We start from the raw sequence: 25,244 nt of genomic DNA, 5'->3' as shown, positions 1-25,244 counted from the left end.
GCTACTCGGCTGCCGACGCCAGCGGTCTGACCCTCGCCATCATCGAGCGCAGCACCGCTGGTTTGAGCGGCTTGTTGATCACCGGCACGTCGAGCCTGCCGGCGCTGGCGCGCACCTCGCTCGAGCGGTCGGCGGTGACCAGCACGGCCGGCATATCCTGGCCATGGATCGCGCGCAGTTTGGCGATCGCGTCAAGGCCGGTCTCGCGGTCGAGATGATAGTCGGCAAGCACGATGTCGGGTCGACGCATGACGGACCCTTCGAGATCCCCCGAGCCGGCAAACGTGTCGACGCTGCAGCCCCAGCCTTCGAGCAGCAGCCGCATGCCGTCGAGGATGCGGGCGTCGTTGTCGATGCAGAGCACGCGGAGCCCGGCAAGCGAAGCAGCCGTGCGGACTGGCGCCTTGGCCTCGATCTCGCGCCGCGGCTCTTGCACTGCCGCGACCGGCAGGACGACGGAAAAGCGCGTGCCCTTGCTCGGGCTTGAAAAAATCTGGAGTTCAAGGCGTAAGACGCGTGCAATGCGGTCGACGATCGAAAGGCCGAGCCCAAGGCCTTCGGCTTCGCGGGCACCCTCATCGAGCCGGGTGAATTCGTGAAAGACCGTGTTCAGCTTGTCGGCGGCGATGCCGATGCCGGTGTCGATCACCTGTATCTCGGCCAGTTCGCCGCGCCGCCGCACGCCGACCAGGATGCGGCCATGGCGGGTGTATTTGATGGCATTGGATACGAGGTTCTGGATCAGGCGGCGCAACAGATTGCGGTCAGTCGTCACGCTGAGCGACGATGGCATGATCGTCAGGCTGAGTTTCTTCTCGGCGGCAAGCGGCTGAAAGTCGTTGCCGATCTGGCGCAGCAGTCCGTCCAGGCTGAAGGCCGTGTCGTCCGGTTTCATCGCGCCGGCGTCGAGACGGGAAATGTCGAGGACTGCGCCGAGAATGGTCTCGACCGATTCCAGCGAGGTTTCGATGTTGATCGCGGCCTTGCCCGCAGGTCCCTTGCCGGCCTTTTCGATTAGCGACGAGCAATAGAGACGAGCAGCGTTCAGCGGTTGCAGGATGTCATGGCCGGCGGCAGCAAGGAAGCGGGTCTTGCCGAGATTGGCCTCCTCCGCCAGCATCTGCGCCTGTGCCAGTTCCTCGTTGACGCGGGTCAGTTCGACGGTGCGGTTCTTGACGCGCTGTTCGAGCGTTTCATTGGCGCGCTTCAGCGCCAGGTCCTGCTCGACGCGCCCGGAAATGTCGGCATAGGTGGCGACGATACCGCCATCCGGCATCGGGTTGGAGCGCAATTCCAGGATGCGGCCGCTGGTCTTCAGCTCCATCTGCCAGGGGCTGACGAAGCTGGTGAGCCGGTTGAGCATCGCCACCCGCTGGTCGGCCGGAATGTCGCCACGCTCGGCAAGGTGGCGCAGGATGCGGTCGAGCGAGACGCCGACCTGGCCCATCTCGTCGGGCAGGTCGAACAGCGCCCGATATTGGCGGTTCCAGCAGATCAGCCGGAAATCCCTGTCGAAGACGGTGATGCCCTGTTCCATCTGGTCGAGCGCGATCTGCAGCAGGTCGCGGTTGTGTTGCAGCGCTTCGGTGGCGTCGTCGAGCAGGCGAAAGGCGTCCTTCGCCTCCCGATCGTTGCGGCGCAGCAGCAGCGACAGGATCAGCCGTGCCGAAGAGGAGCCGACGGCACTTGCCAGAAGCTGCTCGGAGAAACGGATGACGTCCATGCTGGCCTGCTCGTTGCCGTGCAGCGAAGCGCCGTTGCTCTTTTCGAACGACTGAAACGACCGTTCAGTGCGTTCGACGCCGAGATAGCGCGCGATGGTGTCCTTGAGGTCGTTGACGGTGACGGTGGTGCGGAAGCGGCGCAGGCTCGGCATCGGGCTCGCCTCGCGCGGCACGAAAATCGACGCCTGGATGCGCTCCAGCGGCACCGACGCGCGCGACAGCGAGCCTAGCACGAAGAACAGCGTGTTGACCGACAGGCTCCACAGGACACCGTGGTTCAGCGGCTCGGCGACGGTTCCGAACAGCGCTTGCGGCCGCAACGCTTCGAAACCGAACAGGCCGTGGACGACGATGCCGGTATCGGACGCGGCGAGCGAAGGCAGCAGCAGCGTATAGCTCCAGACGACGATGCCGGCGACCATGCCGAGCGCCGCCCCCCTGCCGTTGGCGCCGCGCCAGATCAGCCCGCCGATCAAGGCCGGTGCGAACTGCGCGATCGCGGCGAACGACATCAGGCCGATCGAGGAGAGCCGCGCGCTGTCGGTGCTCTCGCGATAGTAGAGGAAGGCGATGAACAGCATGATGAAGATCGCCGCCCGCCGCACGTTGAGGATGAGCGTCGACCAGTCCTCGTTCTCCGACGTCGTGGTCTTGAGCAGGCGACGCACAAACAGCGGAATGACGAGATCATTGGAGATCATGATCGACAGCGCGACGCTTTCGACGATCACCATTGCGGTCGCCGCCGAAAGCCCGCCGATAAACGCCGCCATGGCCAACACATCGTGACCGCTGAGCAGCGGCAGCGACAGGACGTAGAGGTCGCTGCTGGTTCTGGTGCCGACCAGCGCCAGGCCGGCGAGCGCGATCGGCAGCACGAAAAGGTTGATCGCCACCAGATAGAGCGGAAACACCCACGTCGCGGTCCGCAGCTCAGCCTCGCTGCGGTTCTCGACGATGGTGACATAGAACTGGCGCGGCAGCATGATGATGGCGAAACCGCTCAGACATGTCAGCACCAGCCAGGTTCCGAGCGAGGTGCTGTAGCCCATCGCCTGCTGCACTTGCGAATGATGGGCGAGCTTGTCGACCATATCGCCCGGGCCGCCGAAGATCAGGAAGGTGACCATCAGGCCGATCGCCAGGAAGGCGGCGAGCTTGACCACGGTTTCGACCGCTACCGCCAGCACCAGCCCATCCTGGTGTTCGGTGGCGTCGGCATGGCGCGTGCCGAACAGCACCGCAAACAGCGCAAGCAGCATGGCGACGACCAGCGAGATGTCGCTGACGAAGGGATCGAACGTAGGCGGCGAGCCGGTATAATGCTCGACCATCAGGCTGACCGAGCCCGAAATCGCCTTCAACTGCAGCGCCATGTAAGGTACCGCGCCGATCGTCGCAATCAGCGTGGCGATCGCTGCCACGGCAAAACTCTTGCCGTAGCGGGCGCCGAGGAAGTCGGCGACCGAGGTGATCTTCTCTGTCTTGGCCAGCCTGACGATGCGCCGAAGCAGCGGAAAGCCGAACACGAACACCAGCACCGGGCCGATATAAATGCCGAGGAATTCGAGGCCGCGCTCGGAGGAAAGGCCGACCGAACCGAAGAACGTCCAGGAGGTGCAGTAGATTGCCAGGCTGAGCGCATAGATAAAGGGCCGTGCCCGGTCAGGCCCGGATGTCGTTGAGCGTTGGTCGCCGAGGCTGGCGATGACGAACAGCAACGTCACATAGGCGATCGCGATGATGACGATGAACCAGCCCTGCACGGCCCGATAATCCTCCCTTGCCGGTTTTTGCATCCGGCCTGCTGAGACGCAATCACAGCTTTGCGATCAAGTCCATCGCGGCTTTCGGCGCAGGATGGCTGCGGCTTCGGGAATTTTGGCCGGAACCGGTCTTTTGTCGATGCTGCAACCGCAGGTTCTTGCTATTGTGCCAGTGGGGGAATGAAGCGGGGCCGAACGAAGCGGGCAGAGGCGGCGGCCTGGCCCGTCAGAACAAGGAGGGTCGGATGCTGAAAGAGTTCCAGGAATTCATTTCCCGGGGCAATGTCATGGACCTGGCCGTCGCCGTCATCATCGGCGCCGCCTTCAGCAAGATCGTCGATTCACTGGTCGGCGACATCATCATGCCGATCATCGGGGCGATTTTCGGCGGACTCGACTTCAACAATTATTTTCTGCCCTTGTCCTCAGCGGTCAACGCCACATCGCTGGCGGAAGCCAAGAGGCAGGGCGCAGTCTTCGCCTATGGCAGTTTCATCACCGTGGCGATGAACTTCATCATCCTCGCCTTCATCATCTTCCTGATGGTCAAGGCCGTGAACAATCTGCGCAAGCGGCTGGAGCGTGAGAAACCAGCTGCGCCTGCCGCTCCACCGCCGGCCGATGTTGCGCTGCTCACCGAAATTCGCGATCTCCTCGCCAGGAAATAGCGCAGGGGCAATTTCTCTGGACCAAAACCCCGGTCGATTTCGGCCGGGGTTTTCTATTTTCGCCTGTCGTAAAACACGCTAGCTGTCCAGAAGGCGAAAAACGGATCCATCCATGACCCTGATCGAGAATTTGCGCGCCGAGGCCCGGGCCGCGCCGGAAAGCGGCATTGTCGCCGTCATGAACCGCGGCCGCGACCGCGACGGCATGATCCCGCTCTGGGCCGGCGAGGGCGACCTGCCGACGCCCGCCTTCATCACCGATGCCGTTGCCCGGGCGCTGGCCGGCGGCGAGACCTTCTATACCTGGCAGAAAGGCATCCCCGAACTGCGGCAGGCGCTCGCCCGCTATTACATCAGGCATTTTGGCAAGAGCTTCGCCGAGCAAGAATTCATCGTCACCGGCTCGGGCATGCATGCAATCCAGCTGGCGCTCGACGCTGTCGCCGGCAGTGGCGACGAGGTCGTCTATCTGTCGCCGGCCTGGCCGAACTTTGCCGCAGCCGCCGGCGTGGCGGGCGCCGTCCCGGTCGCAGTCACGCTCGACCAGTCCGGCAATGGCTGGTCCTGCGACGTCGGCAAGATCGAGGCTGCGATCACGCCAAGGACAAAGGCGCTGTTCGTCAACTCGCCGTCAAACCCGACCGGCTGGACCGCCGACAGGGAGACACTGCAGGCGATCCTCGACCTTGCCCGCGAACGGGGCCTGTGGATCATCGCCGACGAGATCTATTCGCTGTTCCACTACGGCGACAGCCGCGCGCCGTCCTTCATCGACATCATGGCCGACGAGGATCGCATCCTGTTCGTCAACAGTTTTTCCAAGAACTGGTCGATGACCGGCTGGCGGGTCGGCTGGATCAAGGTCCATCCCTGCCTGCAGCAGGTGTTCGAGAACCTGGTCCAGTATTCGACCTCCGGCGTTGCCCAGTTCATGCAGCGCGGCGCCGTCGTCGCGCTCGACGAAGGCGACGCCTTCATCGTCGAGCAGGTGGAGCGGGCAAAGGCGGCGCGCGACCTGGTCTGCGGCATCCTGGCGGCGACCGGCAGGGCGCGCTTCACCGTGCCGCAGGGCGCGTTCTATCTGTTCTTCGCAGTCGACGGCATCACCGATTCACGCGCCGCCGCCTTCGACATCGTCGACCGCGCCAACGTCGGTCTGGCGCCCGGAATCGCATTCGGTCCCGGCGGCGAAGCCTTCCTCAGGCTATGCTTCCACCGCCGCCTCGACCAGCTCGAGGAAGCCGCGCACCGGCTGGCGAAGTGGATGAAGAGTGTGTGATCTGCCGCGAAGCCCCTTTGGCTTCAGCCGCCCGACTTAGGCACCAGCAGCGGAATGACGCGGTCGCTTTCCCTCACCGCCGGCCGGCCCGCAGAACCGTAAGATATGCCCAGGGCATCCCAGGTCTCGACCAGCGCGTCCTGAAGCGCCGCGATCAATTGATCCGAATGGAACGGCGTCGGGGTGATGCGCAGCCGCTCAGTGCCACGCGGCACGGTCGGGTAGTTGATCGGCTGGATATAGATGCCGTGGACGCCGAGCAGGCGGTCGCTGGCCATCTTGCACAGCTCGGGATCGCCGACGAGCAGCGGCACGATGTGGGTAGCGGAGTCCATCACCGGCAGGCCGGCGGCGGTAAGAACCTGCTTGGTCCGCGTCGCCTGGCGCTGCTGCGCGGCGCGTTCGGCCTGCGAGCGCTTGAGATGGCGGATCGACGTGGTCGCCGCGGCGGCGATGGCCGGCGGCAGCGCCGTGGTGAAAATGAAGCCTGGCGCATAGGAGCGCACGGCATCGATCACCGCACTTGTGCCGGTGATATAGCCGCCGAGCGTGCCGAACGCCTTGGCCAGCGTGCCTTCGATGATGTCGATACGGTCGGCCAGCCCTTCGCGCTCGGTGATGCCGCCGCCGCGCGGTCCGTACATGCCGACGGCGTGGACCTCGTCGATATAGGTCATGGCGTTGTAGCGCTCGGCAAGTTCGACGATCTGCTTGATCGGCGCGATGTCGCCATCCATCGAATAGACGCTCTCGAAGACGATCAGCTTGGCGCGCTCGCGGCCCGCCGCCTGCAGCAGGCTTTCGAGATGCGCAACGTCGTTGTGGCGGAAGATCTTCTTCTCGGCGCCCGAACGCCGCACGCCCTCGATCATCGAGGCGTGGTTCAGCTCGTCCGAGACGATCAGGCAGTTGGGCAGCAGCCGCGCAATGGTCGAGATCGAGGCTTCGTTGGAGACGAAGCCGGAGGTAAAGACGAGCGCGGCTTCCTTGTCGTGCAGGTCGGCCAATTCCAGTTCGAGCTCGACCAGCGGATTGCTGGTGCCGGAGATATTGCGGGTGCCACCGGCGCCGGATCCCATCTTGCCGGCGGCGTTCTGCATCGCGGCGATGACGTCTGGATGCTGGCCCATGCCGAGATAGTCGTTGGAGCACCAGACGGTGATTTCCTGGGCGCGGCCGTTGGCGCGCCAGATGGCGCGTGGAAAGTTCCCCACGATGCGCTCGAGGTCGGCGAAGATGCGATAGCGACGCTCGGCGTGGAGCTGGTCGATCGCGTCTTCGAAGAACCGCTGATAGTTCATTTCGGCTTCCCAATTTTTGCGTGGGATCATAATCATTGCCCTATTCGACGTCTACTTGGCCTTTTTGGTCAAAATGCCACGCCCCAAGCCTGTTCCTAACGACCACGGATCATGGCCTATTCCCTTGATGTGGATCAATTTTGTTTCAGGACGATGCCATGCGCCGACGAGACCGGTTACCGCAGACACTGATGGTACTAATGGCCTGGTGGCAGGCTTTCCAGTAAGGCGGGTGTTGAGACAGCTTCCGATAAATCTTGAACAGCGAGGACACGGATGACGGTTTTGGTGACAGGCGGCGCCGGCTATATCGGCAGCCATATGGTCTGGGAACTGCTGGACGCGGGCGAGAGCGTTGTCGTCCTCGACCGGCTTTCGACCGGCTTCGAATGGGCGGTGGCGCCGGAGGCAAAACTTGTCGTCGGCGATGTCGCCGACAAGGAACTGGTCGGCGGGGTCATCCGCGACAATCATGTCGATGCGATCATCCATTTTGCCGGCTCCATCGTGGTTCCCGAATCGGTCGCCGACCCGCTCGGCTATTACGAGAACAATACCTGCAAGACGCGCACGCTGATCGAGACCGCGGTGCGCGAAGGCGTGCCCAATTTCATCTTTTCCTCGACCGCCGCCGTCTATGGCGGCGCCGGGCTGGAGCCGGTGCGCGAGGATGCGCGCCTTGCACCGGAATCGCCCTACGGCCTGTCCAAGCTGATGAGCGAATGGATGCTGCGCGACGGCGCAATCGCCCACGGCTTGCGCTATACGGCGTTGCGCTACTTCAACGTCGCCGGCGCCGATCCGAGGGGCCGTACCGGCCAGTCGACGCCAGGCGCCACCCATCTGATCAAGGTCGCCTGCGAGACGGCGCTCGGCAAGCGGCCCTTCATGCAGGTGTTCGGCACCGACTATCCGACGCCCGACGGAACCTGCATGCGCGACTATATCCATGTCAGCGATCTGGCGGCGGCGCATCGGCTGGCGCTGGAACGACTGCGCGCTGGGGGGACAAGCCTTGTCGCCAATTGCGGCTACAGCCACGGCTATTCGGTGCTCGAGGTGATCGACAGCGTGCGCCGCGTTTTTGGACATGATTTCGACGTGCGGATCGGCGAGCGCCGTGCGGGCGACGCGGCGGCGGTGGTCGCCAATTCGGAGCTGGCGCGCCGCGAGCTCGGTTGGACTCCGCAACGCGACGACCTCAACCAGATCGTCGCCGACGCGCTGGCCTGGGAGCGTATCCTGACCGGCAAGAATTCGGCGCGGAGCTGAAGTCCCGGTTTTTCCTCCGTGGGCTCGTAGATCGAGCGCGGAAGCGTTATTGAAGGAGCTGCGCGGCTGAAACGTGGAGGCGTTTCGGCCGTATCTGATCCTTTGGGGGCGGCATGAAGATATTGGTCCTTGGCGCTGGCGTCGTCGGCACGGCGGCGGCCTATTATCTGGCGAGCGACGGCCACGAGGTGACCGTGATCGAGCGCCATCCGATGGCGGCGCGAGGCACCAGCCAATCGAATGCGGGTCTGGTGTCGCCCGGCGACGCCACCGCCTGGGCCTCGCCCGCAGCGCTGAAGACGTTTTTGCGCGCGCTTTACAACCACGATCTCGGCATCAAGGTGCGGCTGCGCTTCGATCCCTATTTCTTCGCCTGGAGCCTGCGCTTCCTGCGCCAATGCACGCATGCGCGACTGCGCGCCAACACCGACATCAAGCTGCGCCTGGCGCTATACTCGCGCGACTGCATCAACGCCATCTCGGCCGACACCGGCATTCAATATGACGAGCGCAAGAAGGGCATTCTCTATTTCTTCCGCTCGCAGCAGAGTTTTGATACCGGCACCGACAACTACCGCTATCTCGCCGAGCACGGTCTGCCGATCGAGATCGTCGGCCGCGACCGGCTGGTCGAGCTAGAGCCCGGCCTTGCCGGCGCCAGGGACAGAATAGCCGGCGGCGTCTATTCGCCGATCGACCAGACCGGCGACTCCAGCCTATTCACCCGAAACCTGGCTGCCTATGCCGCCGACCAACTCGGCGTCCAATTCCTCTACGCCACGATGGTCGAAGGCCTCGACATCGAAGGTGATCGGGTGCGCGCGGTGATGACGTCGGCCGGCCCGATAACAGGCGACGCCGTGGTCATCTCGATGGGGCCGGAGAGCGGCCTGCTCGGCCGCCGCTACGGCATCGACCTGCCTGTCTATCCGGTCAAGGGCTACACCGCGACCGTGCCGCTGGAGGACGAGAGCAAGGGGCCGACCATGGGCGGCGCCGACGAGGATCAGCTTATCGGCTATTCCAGGCTCGGCAACCGGCTGCGGCTTGCTTCGACCGCCGAATTCACTGGCTTCGACCGCAGCCACAAGCCGAGCGATTTCGCCGCCATGTTCAGGACCGGCAATGAGCTTTTCCCGGGCGCCTTCGACGAGAACAAGGCCGAGCTCTGGGCCGGTCTGCGGCCGATGATGCCGAACTCGGTGCCAGTCATCGGCCAGGCCCGGTACAAGAATCTCTACCTCGATACTGGCCACGGCCATGTCGGCTGGACCATGGCCTGCGGCTCCGGAAAATTCCTTGCCGATATGGTCGCCGGCCGCAAGCCGGAGATCGACCCGCAAGGGCTGGTCTACAAGGGCTAGATCATGTCCGGACCGCAAGTCGCCATCGACCTTGGCCGTATCGAGCGCAATGCGCGCACGATCGTCGACCGCTGCGCCCTGTCCGGCATCAAGGTCTTCGGCGTCACCAAAGGCACTTGCGGCATGCCGCAGGTGGCGCGCGCCATGCTGCGCGGCGGCGTCTCTGGCATCGCCGAATCACGCTTCGAAAACATCCGCCGGCTGCGCGACAGCGGCATCAATGCGCCGATCATGCTGCTGCGCAGCCCGCCGATGGCGCGCGTCGAGGAGGTGGTGCGCACCGTCGACATCAGCCTGCAATCCGAACTCGCCACCATCCAGGAGCTGTCGCGCATCGCTGAGCGCATGGGCCGCGTCCACGACATCATGCTGATGATCGATCTTGGCGACCTCAGGGAAGGCATCTGGCCGAACGACCTCATTCCGACGGTCGAACAGATCCTGGCGCTCAAGGGCGTGCGCATCGCCGGCATCGGCACCAATCTTGGTTGCTTCGGCGCCATCATGCCGACGCAGGAAAATCTCGGGCAGCTCGTCGCCCATGCCTACAAGACCGAGCGCCTGTCCGGCGCAAGGCTCGACTGGATCTCGGGCGGCGCGTCATCGTCGCTGACGCTGCTGCTCGAAGGCAGGCTGCCCGCCGGCATCAACAATCTGCGGGTCGGCGAGGCGATCCTGCAGGGTGGCGTCGAGACCTTCCGCGAGACGCCGTGGGCCGAACTCGAACCCGACGCCTGCCGGCTGACCAGCGACATCATCGAGGTCAAGCTGAAGCCGTCGCGGCCGATCGGCCAATCCGGCTACGACGCTTTCGGCAACCAGCCGGTGTTTCCCGATGATGGCGACAGGCTGCGCGCCATCGCCAATATCGGCCGCGAGGATGTGTTGATCGAAGGTTTGACGCCAATCGCCAAAGGGGTGCGCGTCCTCGGCGCCTCCAGCGATCATCTGCTGCTCGACGTGACCGGTGCCGAGCCGCCACCCGCCGTCGGCGACCGTGTTGCCTTCCGCATGAGCTATGGCGCCATGCTGCAGGCGATGACCTCGGAATATGTCGAAAAGGCCCCGATGCACGACGTCGAGGATTTTTCCGGTCGCAAGATGGTCTCGATATCAGCCGAACCGGGGGCCGCCGGTATACTGGCCCGGGAGGCGACCGGCGCCCGGCTGGAGGCGATGAATTTCGATGTCGTCGAATTGGCCGATATCGAGCGGCCGCCGTCCGGCCTGGTCCGGCTCACCGCCGGCAGCGACCGGCGCATCGCCCACAAGGCGCTGACGGCGACGGCGCGGGCGACGCACTCGTTTGGCCTGATCTGGATCGATTCCATCGCGGCCCTGATGCCCGAGGACGAAGATGGCATCGACCTGCCGGAACGTTCGGTGCTGGCGCGGGCGCTCGGCCTCGACCACAAGCCCGGCGCGCTGCAGCCACAACTGTCGCCGGAAAATGTCGTCATTGTCGGTTTGCGCCAAGCCGCTCCGGCCGAGGCCCGGGTGCTGAAGGATTCGCGCGTCTGCGCCTTCACCATGACCGACATCGACGCCATGGGCATGCGCGACGTGATGCACGAGGCGATCCGCATCGCCACCTCCGGCACGCAGGGCTTCCATGTCAGCTATTCGCCTGAGGTGACCGAATTCGCCGGTTGGGCGGCTGGCTCCGGCGGCATCACGGTGCGCGAAACGCATCAGGCGATGGAGGCGATCGCGTTGTCCGGCGGGCTGCTGTCGATGGACGTTTCCGGCCTGACGTCAGGTTTGGAACCGCGGATTGCGATAGACACCGTCAACTTTGTCATGTCGGCCTTTGGCAAGCGGATTTTGTGATCAGCCCTCTGCGTCGACCGCCGCGCGCCATGAACGTCCATAATCCGCCCAGGCTGGGTCGGCCGGCGGTTCGATCTTTTCGCCCTTGTCCTGGGCCGTTCCATGATCCGACGCCAGCAGGGCGGCGCCGATGCTGGTGCCGGTTGCGGCCTCCGACGCGATGACGGCACGTGCGGTGGCTGCAGCGAGCATGCGCGTGAAAAGCCGGTTGCGGGCGAACGGGCCCTCGACGATGGTCGGGCCGTCGGCGCCGATCAGATCGAGGCAAGTCGCGGTCATCAGCGCCAGGTAGAAAGAGACGACGGCAAAGCGCTGGCCGTTGTTGATGCCGTCCGCGTCAAGCCGAGCAGCTCTGTGATGCGGGAACGGCCCCGAACCCTGTTGGGTCGAAGGCAGCAGGGACGTCTTCCGCGCGAGCACTGTAGCGATATCCGCCTCGGTCCAGTCTTCCGATTGGCCTTGCGTCAGCAGCGAAAACTCTCGGCCGCCCATGAAGCGTGCCGACGGCACCGGATTGCCGAGTGCATTGACATTGACGAGCGTGTCGCGGGCCGGGTCGAGCGTGACCTTGTTGCCGCCGACCGCCATCGACACCACCCAGGTGCCGGTCGAGACGACCGAGAAGGGCGGCGTATCGGAAAGGAGATGCGGCAACAGCGAGGCGTTGGAATCGTGCAAGCCGCAAAACACCGGCGTTTGCGGATCAAGCCCGGTCCGTATCGCAAGCACGGGCAGGATCGGGCCGAGGCGATCCATCGCCGGCCGTACCGGCGCCATCAGATGGCGCCATTGCATCTTGTCGACCAGCGACGAAAAATCCGCCTTCCACGGGTTCCACAGATCGGTGTGGCAGCCGAGCGAGGTCACTTCGTTGGCGGCGACGCCGGCCAGGCGCAACGCCCAGTATTGCGGGTACATCAGCATCGCGGCGGCCTGGGCGAACTCCGCCGGAAACTTCCTCTGCTGCCAGAAGAATTGCGCGCCGAGATTGAGGCCGACCGGCAGGCGCGGCGTGCCCGTCTCGGCGAAGGCCGGACGGATCGTGTCATAGTCCTGGGCAAGGGCGTCGGGCCCGGTGAATTCATAGTCGAGCACCGGCAGCGCCAGCTCGCCGGCAGCATCCACCAGCACGCCCGTCGCGCCATGGGTGGTGATCGATATCGCATCGATGCGGTGTTCGCGATTGATCTCGGCGAGGCTGTCGAGAATGAACGACCACAGCAGCTCGACATCGTGGTGCGGGTAGGGACCGTCGGCAACCGGCGCATTCGCCATGCGGCGCAGCGCAACTTCGCGTAGATCGGCGAGATCGACCAGTGCCACCTTGGCGTTGGTCTTGCCGATATCGATGACGGCGACATGGCGGGTCATTTCATATGGAACATTGTTTCGAGCGGCACCGCCACCGGCTCGTTATCAGGCCTGGTCTCCATGATGTCGGCCATTTCCGCCCACCAGCGCTGCATCACCTTGTGCTTCGGCAATTCGTCCATGCCATGGCCGTCACGCCGCCACAGCACGCCGAACAAGGTGTTGGTCTCTTCGTCGAGGTGGATCGAATAATCGGAAACGCCGGCCTGTTTCAGCAGTGCGACTAGCGACGGCCAGATGTCGTCATGGCGCCTTTTGTATTCGGTCTTCATGCCGGGATTGAGCTTCATTTTGAACGCGCATTTCTCGGCCATCAGGTAAAACGCTCCCGCCGCAGCCGCCGCCAGACGATCGGCAGCGCGATAACGATGATCAGCAGCAGGCCGATGAAGATCGACATGACGATCCCTGGCACATTGAGCAGCCCCAAGCCAAAAGTCACCAGCCCCATGATGAAGGCGGCGAGCACCACGCCAAGAATGCTGCCGGCGCCGCCCAGGATGCTGACGCCGCCCAGCACCACCATGGTGATGACTTCCAATTCATAGCCTTGCGCGATCGACGGCCGGGTCGAGCCGAGCCGCGAGGTGATCAGCACCGAGGCGATGCCCGCCATCAAGCCGGTCAGGCAGAACAGGATGAACTTGATGCGGCCGACGCGCACGCCGGAAAACTGCGCCGCAACCGGGTTGTTGCCGATGGCGAAGACGCGGCGGCCAAAGCTCGTCCGGTGCAGAAGGAACCAGTAGATGACCGCCGCGACGAGGAACAGCGTCAGCTCGAACGACACCACCCACCAGACATAACCCTGGCCGAAGAAGGCGAAGCTGGAGGGATAGCCTTTGTAGGCCTGGTCGCCGAGGACGATGAAGGCGATGCCGCGAAACAGGCTCATCGTGCCGATGGTGACGACGATCGACGGCAGGCCGAGCCTGGTGACCAGCAGCCCGTTGAAGGCGCCGCAGCCGAGCCCGACCAGAATGCCGATCACCACCAGCACCGGCGTGCCAGCGCCGGCCTGCACCGCCATGCCCATCACCGTCGAGGCCAGCGCAATGATGGCCGCGACCGACAGGTCGATCTCGCCCGAAATGATCAGCAGCGCCATGGCAAGCGCGATCAGCGCCTTTTCGGTGAAGTTGAAGGTCAGGTCCGACAGCGACCATGCGTCGAGGAAATAGGGCGAGGCGAAGCTGTTGACGGCAAAGATGGCGACCGCCACCGCGACCAGCAGCGCCTCCCATGAGAAGATCGCCGAGTTGAGCGGCGTGTCGAGCCGGTCGGGAATGTGGCGTGGGGCTGGGGTGTCGGTCATGCCGCTTCCGCCTTCTTGAGGATGATGCGGCCTTGCCGGCGTTCGCCGCGCGCGTTGAGCACGACGGCCAGGATGATGGCGCTGCCCGAAATCGCCATCTGCCAGAACGGCGAGATGTTGATGACCGGCAGCGCGTTGGAGATGATGCCGAGGAACAGCGCGCCGAGCACCGCGCCGCCGACCGAGCCGATGCCGCCGGCGATCGAGATGCCGCCGATGACGCAGGCGGCGATGATGTTGAGCTCGTAGCCATTGGCGACCTCGACCGAGGCGATGACATAGCGCGAGATCCAGAGATAGCCGCACAGACCGGCGGCCATCCCCGAGATGCAGAAGACGATGAACTTGGTGCGGCCGACATCGATGCCGGCGTAGACCGATGCGGTCGGATTGACGCCGATGGCATAGATCGAGCGACCGAGCGCGGTGCGCGTCATCAACAGGAAGAACAAGGCGATGACCAGTATGGCGATCCACGACAGAACCGGAATGCCGAGGAACGCCGCGCGTTGCAGGCCGATGAAATCAGGGCTCATCTGGTCGGCATTGACCCAGGCGCCGCCTGAAATGACGAAAGTGGCGCCGCGATAGATGGTGAGCGTGCCGAGCGTCACCACGATCGAGGGAATGTTCAGCCGCCACACCAGAAAACCGTTGATGGCGCCAAGCACCAGGCCGACCAGAAGCGCGATAACGATCAGCAGCGGGATCGGGATTGCCGGAAGTGCTGCGTTCAGCATCGCCACCACCATGCCGGTGAAGCACAGGTTCGACGCCATCGACAGGTCGATCGAGCGGGTCAGGATCACCACCATCTGCCCCAGCGCCAGGATCATCAGGATCGAGGTGTCGTTGAACACCTGGCGCAGATTGCCGAAGGCGGCAAAGCCCGGAAAGCGCATCGAGATCAGCCCGATCAGCACGACGATTGCCGCGAGCAGCCAGACTTCGCGGTATTTGAGAAAAACCTTCATGCTGCAATCCCTGCTGCCGTCTTGACCAGCGTTTCGGCGTCGAGCCCCTTGTTGTCATAGATCGAGGCGATGCGGCCCTCGCGCATGACGACGACCCGGTTGGACATGCCGAGGATCTCGGGCAGTTCGGACGACACCATGATCACCGACAACCCTTGCGCGACCAACTCAGCCATGAAGCCGTGCACGGCGGCCTTCGAGCCGATGTCGATGCCTTTGGTCGGCTCGTCGAGGATGATCACCTTGGGCGCGGTCGCCAGCCATTTGGCGATGACGATCTTCTGCTGGTTGCCGCCCGACAGCGTGCCGACATCCTGGCTGAGGGAGGCGGCGCGCAAATCGAGCCGCTCGGTGTAGGAGCGGGCCAGCGCGAACTCTTCGGCCAGCTGCAACACACCTGACTTCGACGTGCGCTTGAGCGAGGGCAGCGAGATATTCTGGAAGATCGGCAGGCCGATCACCACGCCCTGCCTGCCGCGTTCTTCCGGCACATAGACGATGCCGGCGTCGATCGAATCCGCCGCCGATTTCGGCACGATCGCCTTGCCTTCCAGCGTGATCGTGCCGCTGCTGGTGCGGGTGATGCCTGATATTGCCTGCATGACCTCGCTGCGCCCGGCGCCGACAAGGCCGTAGAAGCCGAGGATTTCGCCCCTGTGCAACTCGAAGCCGATGTCGTCAAACTCGGTCGGGTGCGAAAGGCCGGAGACAGTGAGCACCGGCGCGCCGATCTTGGCCTTGCGCTGCGGAAAGATGTGATCGACGGCGCGGCCGACCATCATGCGCACGATCTGGCTCTGGCCGGCATCCCTGATCAGGCCTTCGCCGACCATCTCGCCGTCGCGGAACACCGTATAGCGGTCGGCGATGCAATAGATCTCATCGAATTTGTGGCTGATGAACAGGATCGCCTTGCCTTCGCTCTTCAGGAACTCGACCAGCAAAAACAGCTCCTCGATCTCCTTCAGCGACAGCGCTGCGGTCGGCTCGTCCATGATCACGATCTGGGCATCAATCGACATGGCGCGGGCGACGGCGACGAGGTGCTTGTTGGCGATGCCGAGATCCTTCAGCCGCGCGTCGGCGTCGATGTGGCCGGCAGCCATGGTGTTCAATACTTCATGAGCATTCTTGCGCATGGTGCGCCAGTCGATGGTGCCGAAGCGCGATCGCGGCGCATGGCCGAGAAAGATGTTCTCGGCCACCGTCAGGTCGTCGAACAGCACGGTTTCCTGGTGGATGGCGGTGATGCCCTGCCCGAAGGCAGCATGCGCGCTGGGCAGTGTGACGGCCTGGCCATCGATGCTGATGGTGCCTGTGTCGGGCTGGTAGATGCCGGTCATGATCTTGACCAGCGTCGACTTGCCGGCGCCGTTCTCGCCGATCAGCGCGGTCACCTGGCCGGGGTAGAGCGACAGGCTGACGTCGTGCAGCGCGCGCACGCCGGGAAAACTCTTCGAGATGCCGGCCAGGGTCAGGCGCGGAGCCACAGCCAAAGGCTGCTCGGTCGTCGGGTTGAGCTGGGCTGTCGTGTCCATGGTCGTATCAAGCCCTGAAAAGCAGGTCCGTTTGAGGACGCGGCGGAACCTGAGCCCGCCGCGCCGGCTTGAAGCGCTCCAGGATCAATAGATCTTGGAGAATTCTTCGATGTTCGACTTGTCGAACTTGAAGGGCGGAGCCATCGCGGCCGAGTTGGTGTCGTCGAGCGTGACCTTGCCGACGCGGCCGATCGACAGCGTCGCACCCGGCTTGGCTTCTTCCTTCTTCACCGCCAGATCATGGGCGAGGTAGACGGCCGAGTAGCCGAGGTCGATCGGGTTCCACAGTGCAACCGCCTGGCTGGCGCCGTTGTCGATGAATTTCTTGAACTCCGACGGCAGCGCCAGGCCGGTGACGTTGACCTTGCCGATCAGGCCCTGGTCGGTCACCACCTGGGCGGCGGCGACGACGCCGACCGTGGTCGGTGCGATGATCGCCTTGAGGTTCGGATAGGATTTTAGCAGGCCCTTGGCCTCGTCCGTGCTCTTGGCCGAGTCGTCATCGCCATAGACGGTGGCGACGAGGTTGATCTTCGGGAATTTCTCCGGCAGCACCTTCTTGGCCGCGTCGATCCAGGCGTTCTGGTTGGTCGCGGTCGACGATGCCGACAGGATGGCGACATCGCCGCCTTCCGGCAGATAGTCGGCGGCAAGCTTGATGATGGTCTCGCCGATCAGGTTGGTGTCCGAGGGGTTGAGGTGGAGCTGGCGGCCTTCCGGAGCGACACCCGAATCCCACGAGATGACGGTGATGCCGCGATCCATCGCCTTCTTCAGCGCCGGAACCAGCGCATCGGCGTCATTGGCCGAAATGGCGATCGCGTCGACTTTTTGGGCGATAAGCGAATTGATCACCTCGATCTGCGCTTCGGCGGTCGCCTTGGTCGGGCCGGTGTAGATGATATCGACGCCGCCGAGTTCCTTGGCAGCCTCTTCTGCGCCCTTGTTGGCGGCATCGAAGAAGCCGTTGCCGAGCGACTTCACCACCAGTGCGATCTTGACGTTCTCGGCATAGGCCGCATTCACGAACATGGCGGCGGAGAATGCCGCCGTAACCATCAATTTCTTCAGAAAGCTCATCGAATATCCTCCCTTGAGCGTTGCATTCCATCGCCGCTGCGAACCCTCAGGCCTGCAGCGAAGATTCTTCCCTATTGCCTGGCGTTGTGCGGGCGACGACCAGCGTTACACCGGCGGCCTCCAACATCTTGGCCTCGCGATCCTCGATGCCGTCGTCGGTGATGACGGTGGCGATGCGCGACAGGCCGCACAGGATCAGGCTCGAGCGTTTGCGGAACTTCGACGAATCGACCAGCACCACCAGCTCGTCGGCCTGATCGATCAGTTTCTGCTCGGCCTGGATCAGCAGCGGATCGCCTTCCATCAGGCCGAGCGGCCCGAGCCCTTGCGCGCCCATGAACATGCGGCGCGCATAGAAATTGCGCGTCACGTCATTGTCGAAGGGCGACAGGATGATGTTCTGCTCGCGGTAGATGGTGCCGCCCGACAGCATCACCGTGTTCTTGGAGTGCTTGAGCAGGTGCTCGGCGATCGGAAAGGAGTTGGTGAAGATCGGCATGCGGCGGCCGGTCAGGAAATGCACCATCTGGAAGGTGGTGGTGCCGCCATTGATGATGATCGGCTCGCCGTCCTTGCACAGTTCCACGGCGTCCCGCGCGATCGCCCGCTTCTGCGCAGCGTTGATCGTCTCGTTGACGGAAAAAGGCCGGCCGGCAAGGCCGATGAATTGCGGCGGGGTGATCGCCTCGGCGCCGCCACGCACGCGGCGCAGGCGCTTTTGCACATGCAATGCGGCGATGTCGCGCCGGATCGTCGCCTCGGATGAATCCGTCAGGTCGACCATCTCCTGCACCGTCACCACAGGCTTTTCCTGGACGGCGGACAAAATGATCCTGTGGCGCTCTTTCTCGTGCATGGTTCCTCCCTGCCAGCACATCTAGGCACTCAAAACGCGCAGTGTCAATCATTTCCGATCAAATAATTCCATTGTGCAGTGCAATATGATCAATCTTGATCGTTTGTGATTGACAATGCCGCCGCTTGCGTAGAAATTCGGACGCAAAGGGACCGCGCCGTTTTGCGCGTCTCACGTCACGGGAGGACTACCTATGCTTGACAAGCGCTCCGGCACGCGCCTCGCCAATCTTTGGGATGAGGCGAAAGCCTTGGCAATGAGCGAGCCGGAACGTCTCGTCTATCGCTCGAATGTTCTTGGCTCCGACAAGCGCGTCACCAACTATGGCGGCGGCAACACCTCTTCCAAGATCTGGCAACAGGATCCGCTCACCGGCGAAAGCGTGGAAGTGCTGTGGGTGAAGGGCTCGGGCGGCGACAGCGCCTCGATTAAAACAGACGGTTTCGCCACGCTCTACATGGACAAGTTGCGCGCGCTGAAGGGTCTCTATCGCGGCCTCGAGCATGAGGACGAGATGGTCGGCTATCTGCCCCATTGCACCTTCAATCTTAACCCGCGCGCGGCCTCGATCGACACGCCGCTGCACGCCTTCGTGCCGAAGCCGTATGTCGACCACATGCATCCCGACGCCGTCATCGCCATTGCCGCCGCCAAGGATTCGCAGGCGCTGACCAGGGAGATCTTCGGCGACGCGATCGGCTGGCTGCCATGGAAACGCCCGGGCTTCGAACTCGGCCTGTGGCTGGAAAAATTCTGTGTTGAGAACCCCGAGGCCAAGGGCGTCGTGCTGGCAAGCCATGGCCTGTTCACCTGGGGTGACAGCCCTCGGGAATGCTACGAGACGACGATCTCGGTGATCAACCAGGCGATCGAATGGTTCGAACGCAAGTCTGAAGGCAAACCGATTTTCGGCGGCGAAGTTGTAAAATCGCTCGACGCACCGGCGCGTCGCGCCATTGCGGCAAGACTGATGCCGAGGATCCGCGGCCTGATTTCGGAGAAAAGCCACAAGCTTGGCCATTTCGACGATTCGCCCGCCGTGCTCGAATTCGTCAATTCGAAGGATTTGCGCCCGCTGGCCGCGCTCGGCACCTCGTGCCCGGATCATTTCCTGCGCACCAAGATCCGGCCGCTGGTCATCGAATTCGATCCCAAAAATCCCGATGTCGACGCCGTCATCGCCCGCCTCGCCGACGATTTGGCCGGGTATCGCGTTGGCTACCAGGCCTATTATGACAGGTGCAAGCATGCGGATTCGCCACCGGTGCGTGATCCGAATGCCGTGGTCTATCTGATGCCCGGCGTCGGCATGTTCACCTTCGCCGGCGACAAGGCGACGGCGCGCATCTCGGGCGAATTCTACGTCAACGCCATCAATGTCATGCGCGGCGCCTCGACAGTGTCGACCTATGTCGGCCTGCCCGAGCAGGAAGCCTTCGACATCGAATACTGGCTGCTCGAAGAGGCAAAGCTGCAGCGCCTGCCCAAGCCGAAATCGCTTGCTGGCCAGATCGCGCTGGTCACCGGCGGCGCCGGCGGCATCGGCCGGGCGACGGCCAACCGGCTGCTGCGCGAAGGCGCCTGCGTGGTGCTGGCCGACATCGACGAGACCGCCCTTGCCAGCGCCAATGACGAGTTGGCCAAGGCCTATGGCAAGGATTTCGTGCGGCCGGTGGTGATCGACGTCACGTCAGAAGACCAGGTGGTCTCCGGTTTCGCCGAAACGGCGGTCGAGTTCGGCGGCATCGACATTCTGGTGTCGAATGCCGGACTGGCAACCTCGGCGCCGATCGAGGAGACGACGCTGGCGCTGTGGAACAAGAACATGGACATCTTGTCGACCGGCTATTTCCTCGCTTCGCGCGAAGCATTCCGGCTGTTCCGGGCGCAGAAGATAGGCGGCAATGTCGTCTTCGTCGCCTCCAAGAACGGGCTTGCGGCCTCGCCCAATGCCGCCGCCTATTGCACCGCCAAGGCCGCCGAAATTCATCTGGCGCGCTGCCTGGCGCTGGAGGGCGCGGAAGCCCAGATCAGGGTCAATGTCGTCAATCCCGACGCCGTGCTGCGCGGCTCGAAAATCTGGACCGGCGAGTGGAAGGAACAGCGCGCCGCCGCTTACAAGATGTCGACTGACGACCTCGAGGAGCACTACCGTTCGCGCTCGATGCTGAAGCGTTCGGTGTTCCCCGAAGACATCGCCGAGGCGATCTATTTCTTCGCCTCCGACATGTCGGCCAAGTCGACCGGTAACATCGTCAATGTCGACGCCGGCAACGCCCAGAGTTTTGCGCGATAAGCGACCGTCTTTGAGGGTTGCGCTGCCCCTCATCCGCCTGCCGGCACCTTCTCACCGTGTAGTGACGGGGAGAAGGGAAGCGCTCCATGGCCGGTGATGCCCCTCTCCCCGTTCTTTACGGGCAGAGGGTAAGGGTGAGGGGCAGCGCCGACCAAAGCAAATTGGGAGGAAACCACCATGTCCGAAACCATCATCTCCGCCGACATCGTCGACAAGGACAATCTCGCGCGCGCGGCCGACCTCAAGCGCGACTACGACTCGCTCGGCGAGCGCCTCGACCGTCGCGGCATCGCCATCGACGCTATCCGCGACAAGGTCGAAAAATTCGCCGTGGCGATCCCGTCCTGGGGCGTCGGCACCGGCGGCACCCGCTTTGCCCGCTTTCCAGGCGCTGGCGAGCCGCGCGATATTTTTGACAAGATCGAGGACTGCGCCGTCATCCGGCAGTTGACGCAGGCGACGCCGACCGTCTCGCTGCACATTCCGTGGGACAAGGCCGACCCGAACCGGCTGAAGCAGGCGGCCTCCCGCTTCGGCCTCGGCTTCGACGCCATGAATTCGAACACGTTCTCCGACGCCAGGGACCAAAAACTTTCCTACAAATTCGGCTCGCTGTCGCATGCCGATGCCGCAACGCGCCGGCAGGCGGTCGAACATAATCTCGAATGCATCGAGATCGGCAAGACGCTGGGCTCGAAGGCGCTGACGGTGTGGATCGGCGACGGCTCGAATTTCCCCGGCCAGGTCAATTTCGCCAAGGCGTTCGAGCGTTATCTCGACGCGATGAAGGTGATCTACGCCGGACTGCCGGACGACTGGAAGCTGTTCACCGAGCACAAGATGTACGAGCCGGCCTTCTATTCCACGGTCGTGCAGGATTGGGGCACCAACTACATCATCGCCAAAGAGCTCGGCGATAAGGCGTTCTGCCTGGTCGACCTCGGCCATCACGCGCCCAACGTCAACATCGAGATGATCGTGTCGCGGCTGATCCAGTTCAAGAAGCTCGGCGGCTTCCATTTCAACGATTCGAAATATGGCGACGACGATCTCGACGCCGGCTCGATCGATCCCTACCGGCTGTTCCTCGTCTTCAACGAATTGGTCGATGCCGAGCTTTCCGGTGCCGAAGGTTTTGCTCCGGCTCACATGCTCGACCAGAGCCACAACGTCACCGACCCGATCGAAAGCCTGATGCTGTCGGCGGTCGAGGTCCAGCGCGCCTATGCGCAGGCGCTGCTGGTCGACCGCAAGGCGCTGGAGGCCTATCAGGACGCCAATGATGCGCTGATGGCGACGCAGACGCTGAAAGCCGCCTATCGCACCGATGTCGAGCCGATCCTCGCCATGGCGCGGCTGAACACGGGCGGCGCCATCGATCCGGTCGCCACCTATCGCGCCGCCGGCTATCGGGCCAAGGTTGCGGCGGAACGGCCTGCGATCGCGAGCGGCGGCGGCGGGATTGTTTGATGTCGGCCTGAAACGAAAAACCGGCTGAGGCGGTCGCGGTGCGATTCAGTATTGTGTTAGAATTAGTAGCATAGTTGCCGGCATGGGGCTTGCCATCAACGCTGCGACGCTGAGATGTAACGCCGAAGAGTGCAACGGCGGCTTTGCGAAGCGGCCGGTGAGGGCTGCACCAATCCCTTTCCGTTCTATTGCCATGGACTCGCCCCCTCCAACAGTTTCTTCTAGGCGCATCCCACGCCTCGGAGAACGGCCATGCACCGCCGCACCCTAATCGCACTCAGTCTTTCCCTCACCTTGACCTTTGCGCCGCTGGCGGCCGCATTGGCCGCCTCGCCGCAGCCGGCGAAGGGCGAGCATGGCATGGTGGTGACCGCCCAGCATCTGGCGTCTGAAGTCGGCGTCGAGGTGCTGAAGAAGGGTGGCAACGCCGTCGATGCCGCGGTCGCCGTCGGCTACGCACTGGCTGTGGTCTATCCAAACGCCGGCAATATCGGCGGTGGCGGCTTCATGACCATCCGCTTCAAGGACGGCCGCTCGACATTCCTCGATTTCCGCGAGCGCGCGCCGCTCGCCTCGACGAAGACCATGTATCTCGACAAGGACGGCAAGCCGATCAAAGGCGCCAGCCTCGACGGCTATCTCGCTGTCGGCGTGCCGGGCTCGGTGGCTGGCTTCGAGACCGCACGGGAAAAATACGGCACGCTGACGCGGCAGGACTTGATGGCGTCGGCCATCCGCTATGCCATGGACGGTTTTGTGCTGGAGCAGGGCGACGTCGCCTCGCTCGAACGCGGCGCCGAGCGGCTGGCCAAGGACCCGGCCGCGGCCGCCATCTTCCTGAAGCCGGACGGCAAGCCTTATGCCATTGGCGAGCGGCTTGTTCAGGCCGATCTCGCCGCCTCGCTCTCAGCGATTTCGGAGCGAGGTCGCGATGCCTTCTACAAAGGACCGATCGCCGACGGCATCGTCAAGGCGAGCGCGGTGAAGGGCGGCATTCTGGCCAAGGCGGATTTCGAGACCTACGCGGTCCGTGAGCTAAAACCGGTGACCTGCAACTACCGCGGCTATGAAATCACCTCGTCGCCGCCGCCGAGTTCGGGCGGCGTCATCATCTGCGAGATCCTCAACGTGCTGGAAGGTTATCCGCTGTCCTATCTCGGTGCGGGTTCTGCTGAAACCGTCCGGGTCATGGTCGAGGCGATGCGCCACGCCTATGTCGACCGCAACTCGGCGCTCGGCGATCCCGACTTCGTCGACAATCCGGTCGAAAAGCTGCTCGACAAGAATTATGCGAAAGAAATCCGCGAAAAGATCGATCCGTTCCGGGCCGGCGTGTCGCAGGATTTGATGCCGAAGGGTTTTGGCGAGAGCCAGGAGACGACGCATTATTCGATCGTCGACAATGACGGCAACGCCGTCGCGGTGACCTATACGCTGAACGGCTCGTTCGGCGCCGCCGTCGTCGCCGGCGGCACCGGCATCCTGCTCAACAACGAGATGGACGATTTCACCCAGAAACCGGGCGTGCCCAATCTCTACGGCCTGGTCCAGGGCGAGGCCAATGCGATCGCCCCGAGGAAGACGCCGCTGTCGTCGATGAGCCCGACCATCGTCGCCAAAGACGGCAAGCCGTTCATGGTCATCGGCAGCCCCGGCGGATCGCGCATAATCACCATCACGCTGGAAGCGATCGTCAATGTCGTCGATCACGGCATGAACATCCAGGAGGCGATCGACGCGCCGCGCATCCATCACCAATGGCTGCCCGACACAGTCTATGTCGAACCGTTCGGCCTGTCGCCCGATACCGAAAAACTGCTTGCCGGGATGGGCTACCACCTCGATGTCGCCGATGCGACCTGGGGTCAGGCGGCCGGTATCCTGGTCGGCGGCAAGAGCCTGGCCGAGATCGAAAAGGGAGGCGGCGCCCGCTACAATGGCGCCATCGACAGCCGCGCCGCGTCCGGCGAGGCTGTCGGATATTAGATTCGTGCGCCCCGGGTCTGCTGAATTCAGGTCAGGCCGAGCCGGAGTCGAAGACGGGTGCGAAGCGACCAGACTGCGTGGTTCCGAGAACCGGAACGGAGCGTACTTTCGGTACGCGAGTACCGGGAGCGCAGGAGACCGCCATTCGCAGGCCGGCTGAATATCGGCAGGCCCGTCAGATGACCAGCGTTATGGTCGACGCAATCAGCATCACCGCCGCGATGCCGACGAACAAGGCATAGATACGCGGCCGATCGAGCAGGAGCGCATTTCCCGATATCCACGCCGCGGTGGCGCCGCCAAGCGCGTACAGGAAGCCGTTGCGGTGCCCCAAGGCCAGGGTTGCGGCCATCAAGCCGCCAATGATGAGAGCGCCGAACACGATGATCACGGCGACCGCGTATTTCTCGAAATCGTTGCTGGCCACACCCGGACCCATCACGTTCAACGTCGTCAGGTCGTCCGGGTCGAAGGGGCTGGCCGACCCATATTCGTCTTGACCGGCAGGCTCATGCATCTATTCATTCTCCTTGAAGCGGCAACAAATCATCAAGCCTTGCCGAGTGCAACCGGATCGCGACGCCTTCAATGTGATCGGCACGGTCTTCAACACTTTCTGGCCGCGGCTTGCTACCGTCTTTTTGGATTTAATGCATGTCGCGCAAAAGTGTGCAGCGGTTTTGCGGTGACGACATGCAAAAAAACAACAACCTGAAGCGCGTCGCCCGGTCGAACGCGACGCGCTTCAGGTCGGATCGTGCTGCCGTTCCAGGCGATCTGTCGGACTGGAATCGCCAGTCGGGGCGTTTTGACCTGAAAGTCCGCCGCTCTGGAGCAGAACCGCTGTCGCTGGCTTCGGCCTGACCGCGCGTGACGTGCCGGTGGCGAAGAGTGGCCGGTGGCCAAGATTGGGTCGGTGGCCAAGATAGGGCCGGTGGCGAAGATTGTCGGTGGTGGAGAGTGGCCGGCGCCACGTTGGGGGGGCGTTGGGGTAGATTGCCTGATGGGCGCCGGCCAAGCGGAAATCAGGTCCGCCGCGAGCAAACATAGCAGGAATGGCGCGTTATGGCAGTGGTGTGATCGCGGAAGATGGTTCGCGCTTTCCCGGTGCGGTGTCCCATTATTGATCAAAACCGTCTGGCACCTGAATTGCA

Annotated in this window: 19 protein-coding genes; 9 read left to right on the top strand and 10 right to left on the bottom strand. The window is 63.4% G+C overall.

Annotation, left to right across the window (positions count from 1 at the left end; all coding sequences use genetic code 11):
• Nucleotide 1: 1 nt before the first annotated feature.
• Nucleotides 2-3,490 (bottom strand): hybrid sensor histidine kinase/response regulator, encoded by a 3,489-nt coding sequence (locus tag AC0L16_RS22845; protein ID WP_473623416.1) that lies wholly within the window; start codon nt 3,488-3,490, stop codon nt 2-4.
• A 245-nt stretch (nt 3,491-3,735) separates the two neighbouring features.
• On the opposite strand from AC0L16_RS22845, the gene mscL reads away from it, so the two are divergent.
• Together mscL and AC0L16_RS22835 are read left to right on the top strand one after the other, a co-directional pair.
• Complete coding sequence (gene mscL / locus AC0L16_RS22840) at nt 3,736-4,158, top strand: large conductance mechanosensitive channel protein MscL (RefSeq protein ID WP_473623405.1); 423 nt, start codon at nt 3,736-3,738, stop codon at nt 4,156-4,158.
• 112 nt (nt 4,159-4,270) lie between these two features.
• Nucleotides 4,271-5,437 (top strand): pyridoxal phosphate-dependent aminotransferase, encoded by a 1,167-nt coding sequence (locus AC0L16_RS22835; RefSeq protein ID WP_473623404.1) that lies wholly within the window; start codon nt 4,271-4,273, stop codon nt 5,435-5,437.
• Nucleotides 5,438-5,460: 23 nt separating this feature from the next.
• Here the strand turns inward: AC0L16_RS22835 and hemA are convergent, their stop codons facing one another.
• Nucleotides 5,461-6,738, bottom strand: coding sequence for a 5-aminolevulinate synthase (gene hemA, locus AC0L16_RS22830; protein WP_077376755.1), 1,278 nt, complete (start codon nt 6,736-6,738; stop codon nt 5,461-5,463).
• 276 nt (nt 6,739-7,014) lie between these two features.
• Here hemA and galE point away from each other — a divergent pair, with 276 nt between their 5' ends.
• The 3 genes from galE to AC0L16_RS22815 all read left to right on the top strand — a co-directional run bounded on the left by galE (nt 7,015) and on the right by AC0L16_RS22815 (nt 11,204).
• Nucleotides 7,015-8,010, top strand: coding sequence for a UDP-glucose 4-epimerase GalE (gene galE, locus AC0L16_RS22825; protein WP_473623403.1), 996 nt, complete (start codon nt 7,015-7,017; stop codon nt 8,008-8,010).
• A gap of 113 nt (nt 8,011-8,123) precedes the next feature.
• Nucleotides 8,124-9,374: a D-amino acid dehydrogenase gene (locus AC0L16_RS22820; RefSeq protein WP_473623401.1), complete on the top strand. Its 1,251-nt coding sequence runs from the start codon at nt 8,124-8,126 to the stop codon at nt 9,372-9,374.
• A gap of 3 nt (nt 9,375-9,377) precedes the next feature.
• Nucleotides 9,378-11,204, top strand: coding sequence for an alanine racemase (locus tag AC0L16_RS22815; protein WP_473623400.1), 1,827 nt, complete (start codon nt 9,378-9,380; stop codon nt 11,202-11,204).
• Here AC0L16_RS22815 and AC0L16_RS22810 read toward each other — a convergent pair whose 3' ends face one another.
• The 7 genes from AC0L16_RS22810 to AC0L16_RS22780 form a co-directional block, all read right to left on the bottom strand.
• On the bottom strand, nt 11,205-12,575 hold the full coding sequence (locus AC0L16_RS22810; protein WP_473623399.1) for an FGGY-family carbohydrate kinase: 1,371 nt from the start codon (nt 12,573-12,575) through the stop codon (nt 11,205-11,207).
• Nucleotides 12,572-12,889 (bottom strand): L-rhamnose mutarotase, encoded by a 318-nt coding sequence (rhaM, locus tag AC0L16_RS22805; RefSeq protein ID WP_473623398.1) that lies wholly within the window; start codon nt 12,887-12,889, stop codon nt 12,572-12,574. Before rhaM ends, AC0L16_RS22810 begins: the two co-directional genes overlap by 4 nt.
• The gene (locus tag AC0L16_RS22800; protein ID WP_473623397.1) at nt 12,889-13,890 is read right to left on the bottom strand and encodes an ABC transporter permease; all 1,002 of its coding nucleotides are present in this window, start codon (nt 13,888-13,890) and stop codon (nt 12,889-12,891) included. Before AC0L16_RS22800 ends, rhaM begins: the two co-directional genes overlap by 1 nt.
• Nucleotides 13,887-14,864, bottom strand: coding sequence for an ABC transporter permease (locus AC0L16_RS22795; protein ID WP_292404639.1), 978 nt, complete (start codon nt 14,862-14,864; stop codon nt 13,887-13,889). The genes AC0L16_RS22800 and AC0L16_RS22795 overlap by 4 nt, the downstream gene beginning before the upstream one ends.
• Nucleotides 14,861-16,402 (bottom strand): sugar ABC transporter ATP-binding protein, encoded by a 1,542-nt coding sequence (locus tag AC0L16_RS22790; protein WP_473623395.1) that lies wholly within the window; start codon nt 16,400-16,402, stop codon nt 14,861-14,863. The genes AC0L16_RS22795 and AC0L16_RS22790 overlap by 4 nt, the downstream gene beginning before the upstream one ends.
• Before the next feature lie 84 nt (nt 16,403-16,486).
• Complete coding sequence (gene rhaS / locus AC0L16_RS22785) at nt 16,487-17,482, bottom strand: rhamnose ABC transporter substrate-binding protein (protein ID WP_254019031.1); 996 nt, start codon at nt 17,480-17,482, stop codon at nt 16,487-16,489.
• A gap of 46 nt (nt 17,483-17,528) precedes the next feature.
• Nucleotides 17,529-18,338 carry a DeoR/GlpR family DNA-binding transcription regulator gene (locus AC0L16_RS22780; RefSeq protein WP_473623393.1) on the bottom strand — a complete coding sequence of 270 codons (810 nt, stop codon included), beginning with the start codon at nt 18,336-18,338 and terminating at the stop codon, nt 17,529-17,531.
• Nucleotides 18,339-18,531: 193 nt separating this feature from the next.
• Between AC0L16_RS22780 and AC0L16_RS22775 the strand changes: the two genes are divergently transcribed.
• The 3 genes from AC0L16_RS22775 (at nt 18,532) to ggt (ending at nt 24,090) form a co-directional block, all read left to right on the top strand.
• Nucleotides 18,532-20,634, top strand: coding sequence for a bifunctional rhamnulose-1-phosphate aldolase/short-chain dehydrogenase (locus AC0L16_RS22775; protein ID WP_473623392.1), 2,103 nt, complete (start codon nt 18,532-18,534; stop codon nt 20,632-20,634).
• A gap of 177 nt (nt 20,635-20,811) precedes the next feature.
• On the top strand, nt 20,812-22,104 hold the full coding sequence (rhaI, locus tag AC0L16_RS22770; protein WP_473623391.1) for an L-rhamnose catabolism isomerase: 1,293 nt from the start codon (nt 20,812-20,814) through the stop codon (nt 22,102-22,104).
• 252 nt (nt 22,105-22,356) lie between these two features.
• A complete protein-coding gene (gene ggt, locus AC0L16_RS22765) occupies nt 22,357-24,090 on the top strand; it encodes a gamma-glutamyltransferase (RefSeq protein WP_473623389.1) in 1,734 nt (577 codons plus the stop codon).
• A gap of 175 nt (nt 24,091-24,265) precedes the next feature.
• On the opposite strand, the gene AC0L16_RS22760 is transcribed toward ggt, so the two are convergent.
• Complete coding sequence (locus AC0L16_RS22760) at nt 24,266-24,607, bottom strand: hypothetical protein (RefSeq protein ID WP_077376752.1); 342 nt, start codon at nt 24,605-24,607, stop codon at nt 24,266-24,268.
• Nucleotides 24,608-24,744: 137 nt separating this feature from the next.
• On the opposite strand from AC0L16_RS22760, the gene AC0L16_RS22755 reads away from it, so the two are divergent.
• Nucleotides 24,745-24,954 (top strand): hypothetical protein, encoded by a 210-nt coding sequence (locus tag AC0L16_RS22755; RefSeq protein ID WP_473623388.1) that lies wholly within the window; start codon nt 24,745-24,747, stop codon nt 24,952-24,954.
• The last annotated feature ends 290 nt before the right edge of the window (nt 24,955-25,244 follow it).

The organism is Mesorhizobium sp. WSM4848, assembly GCF_055811375.1.
Note: the sequence above shows the minus strand (reverse complement) of the source record. Positions and strands in the feature narration are given on the sequence as shown.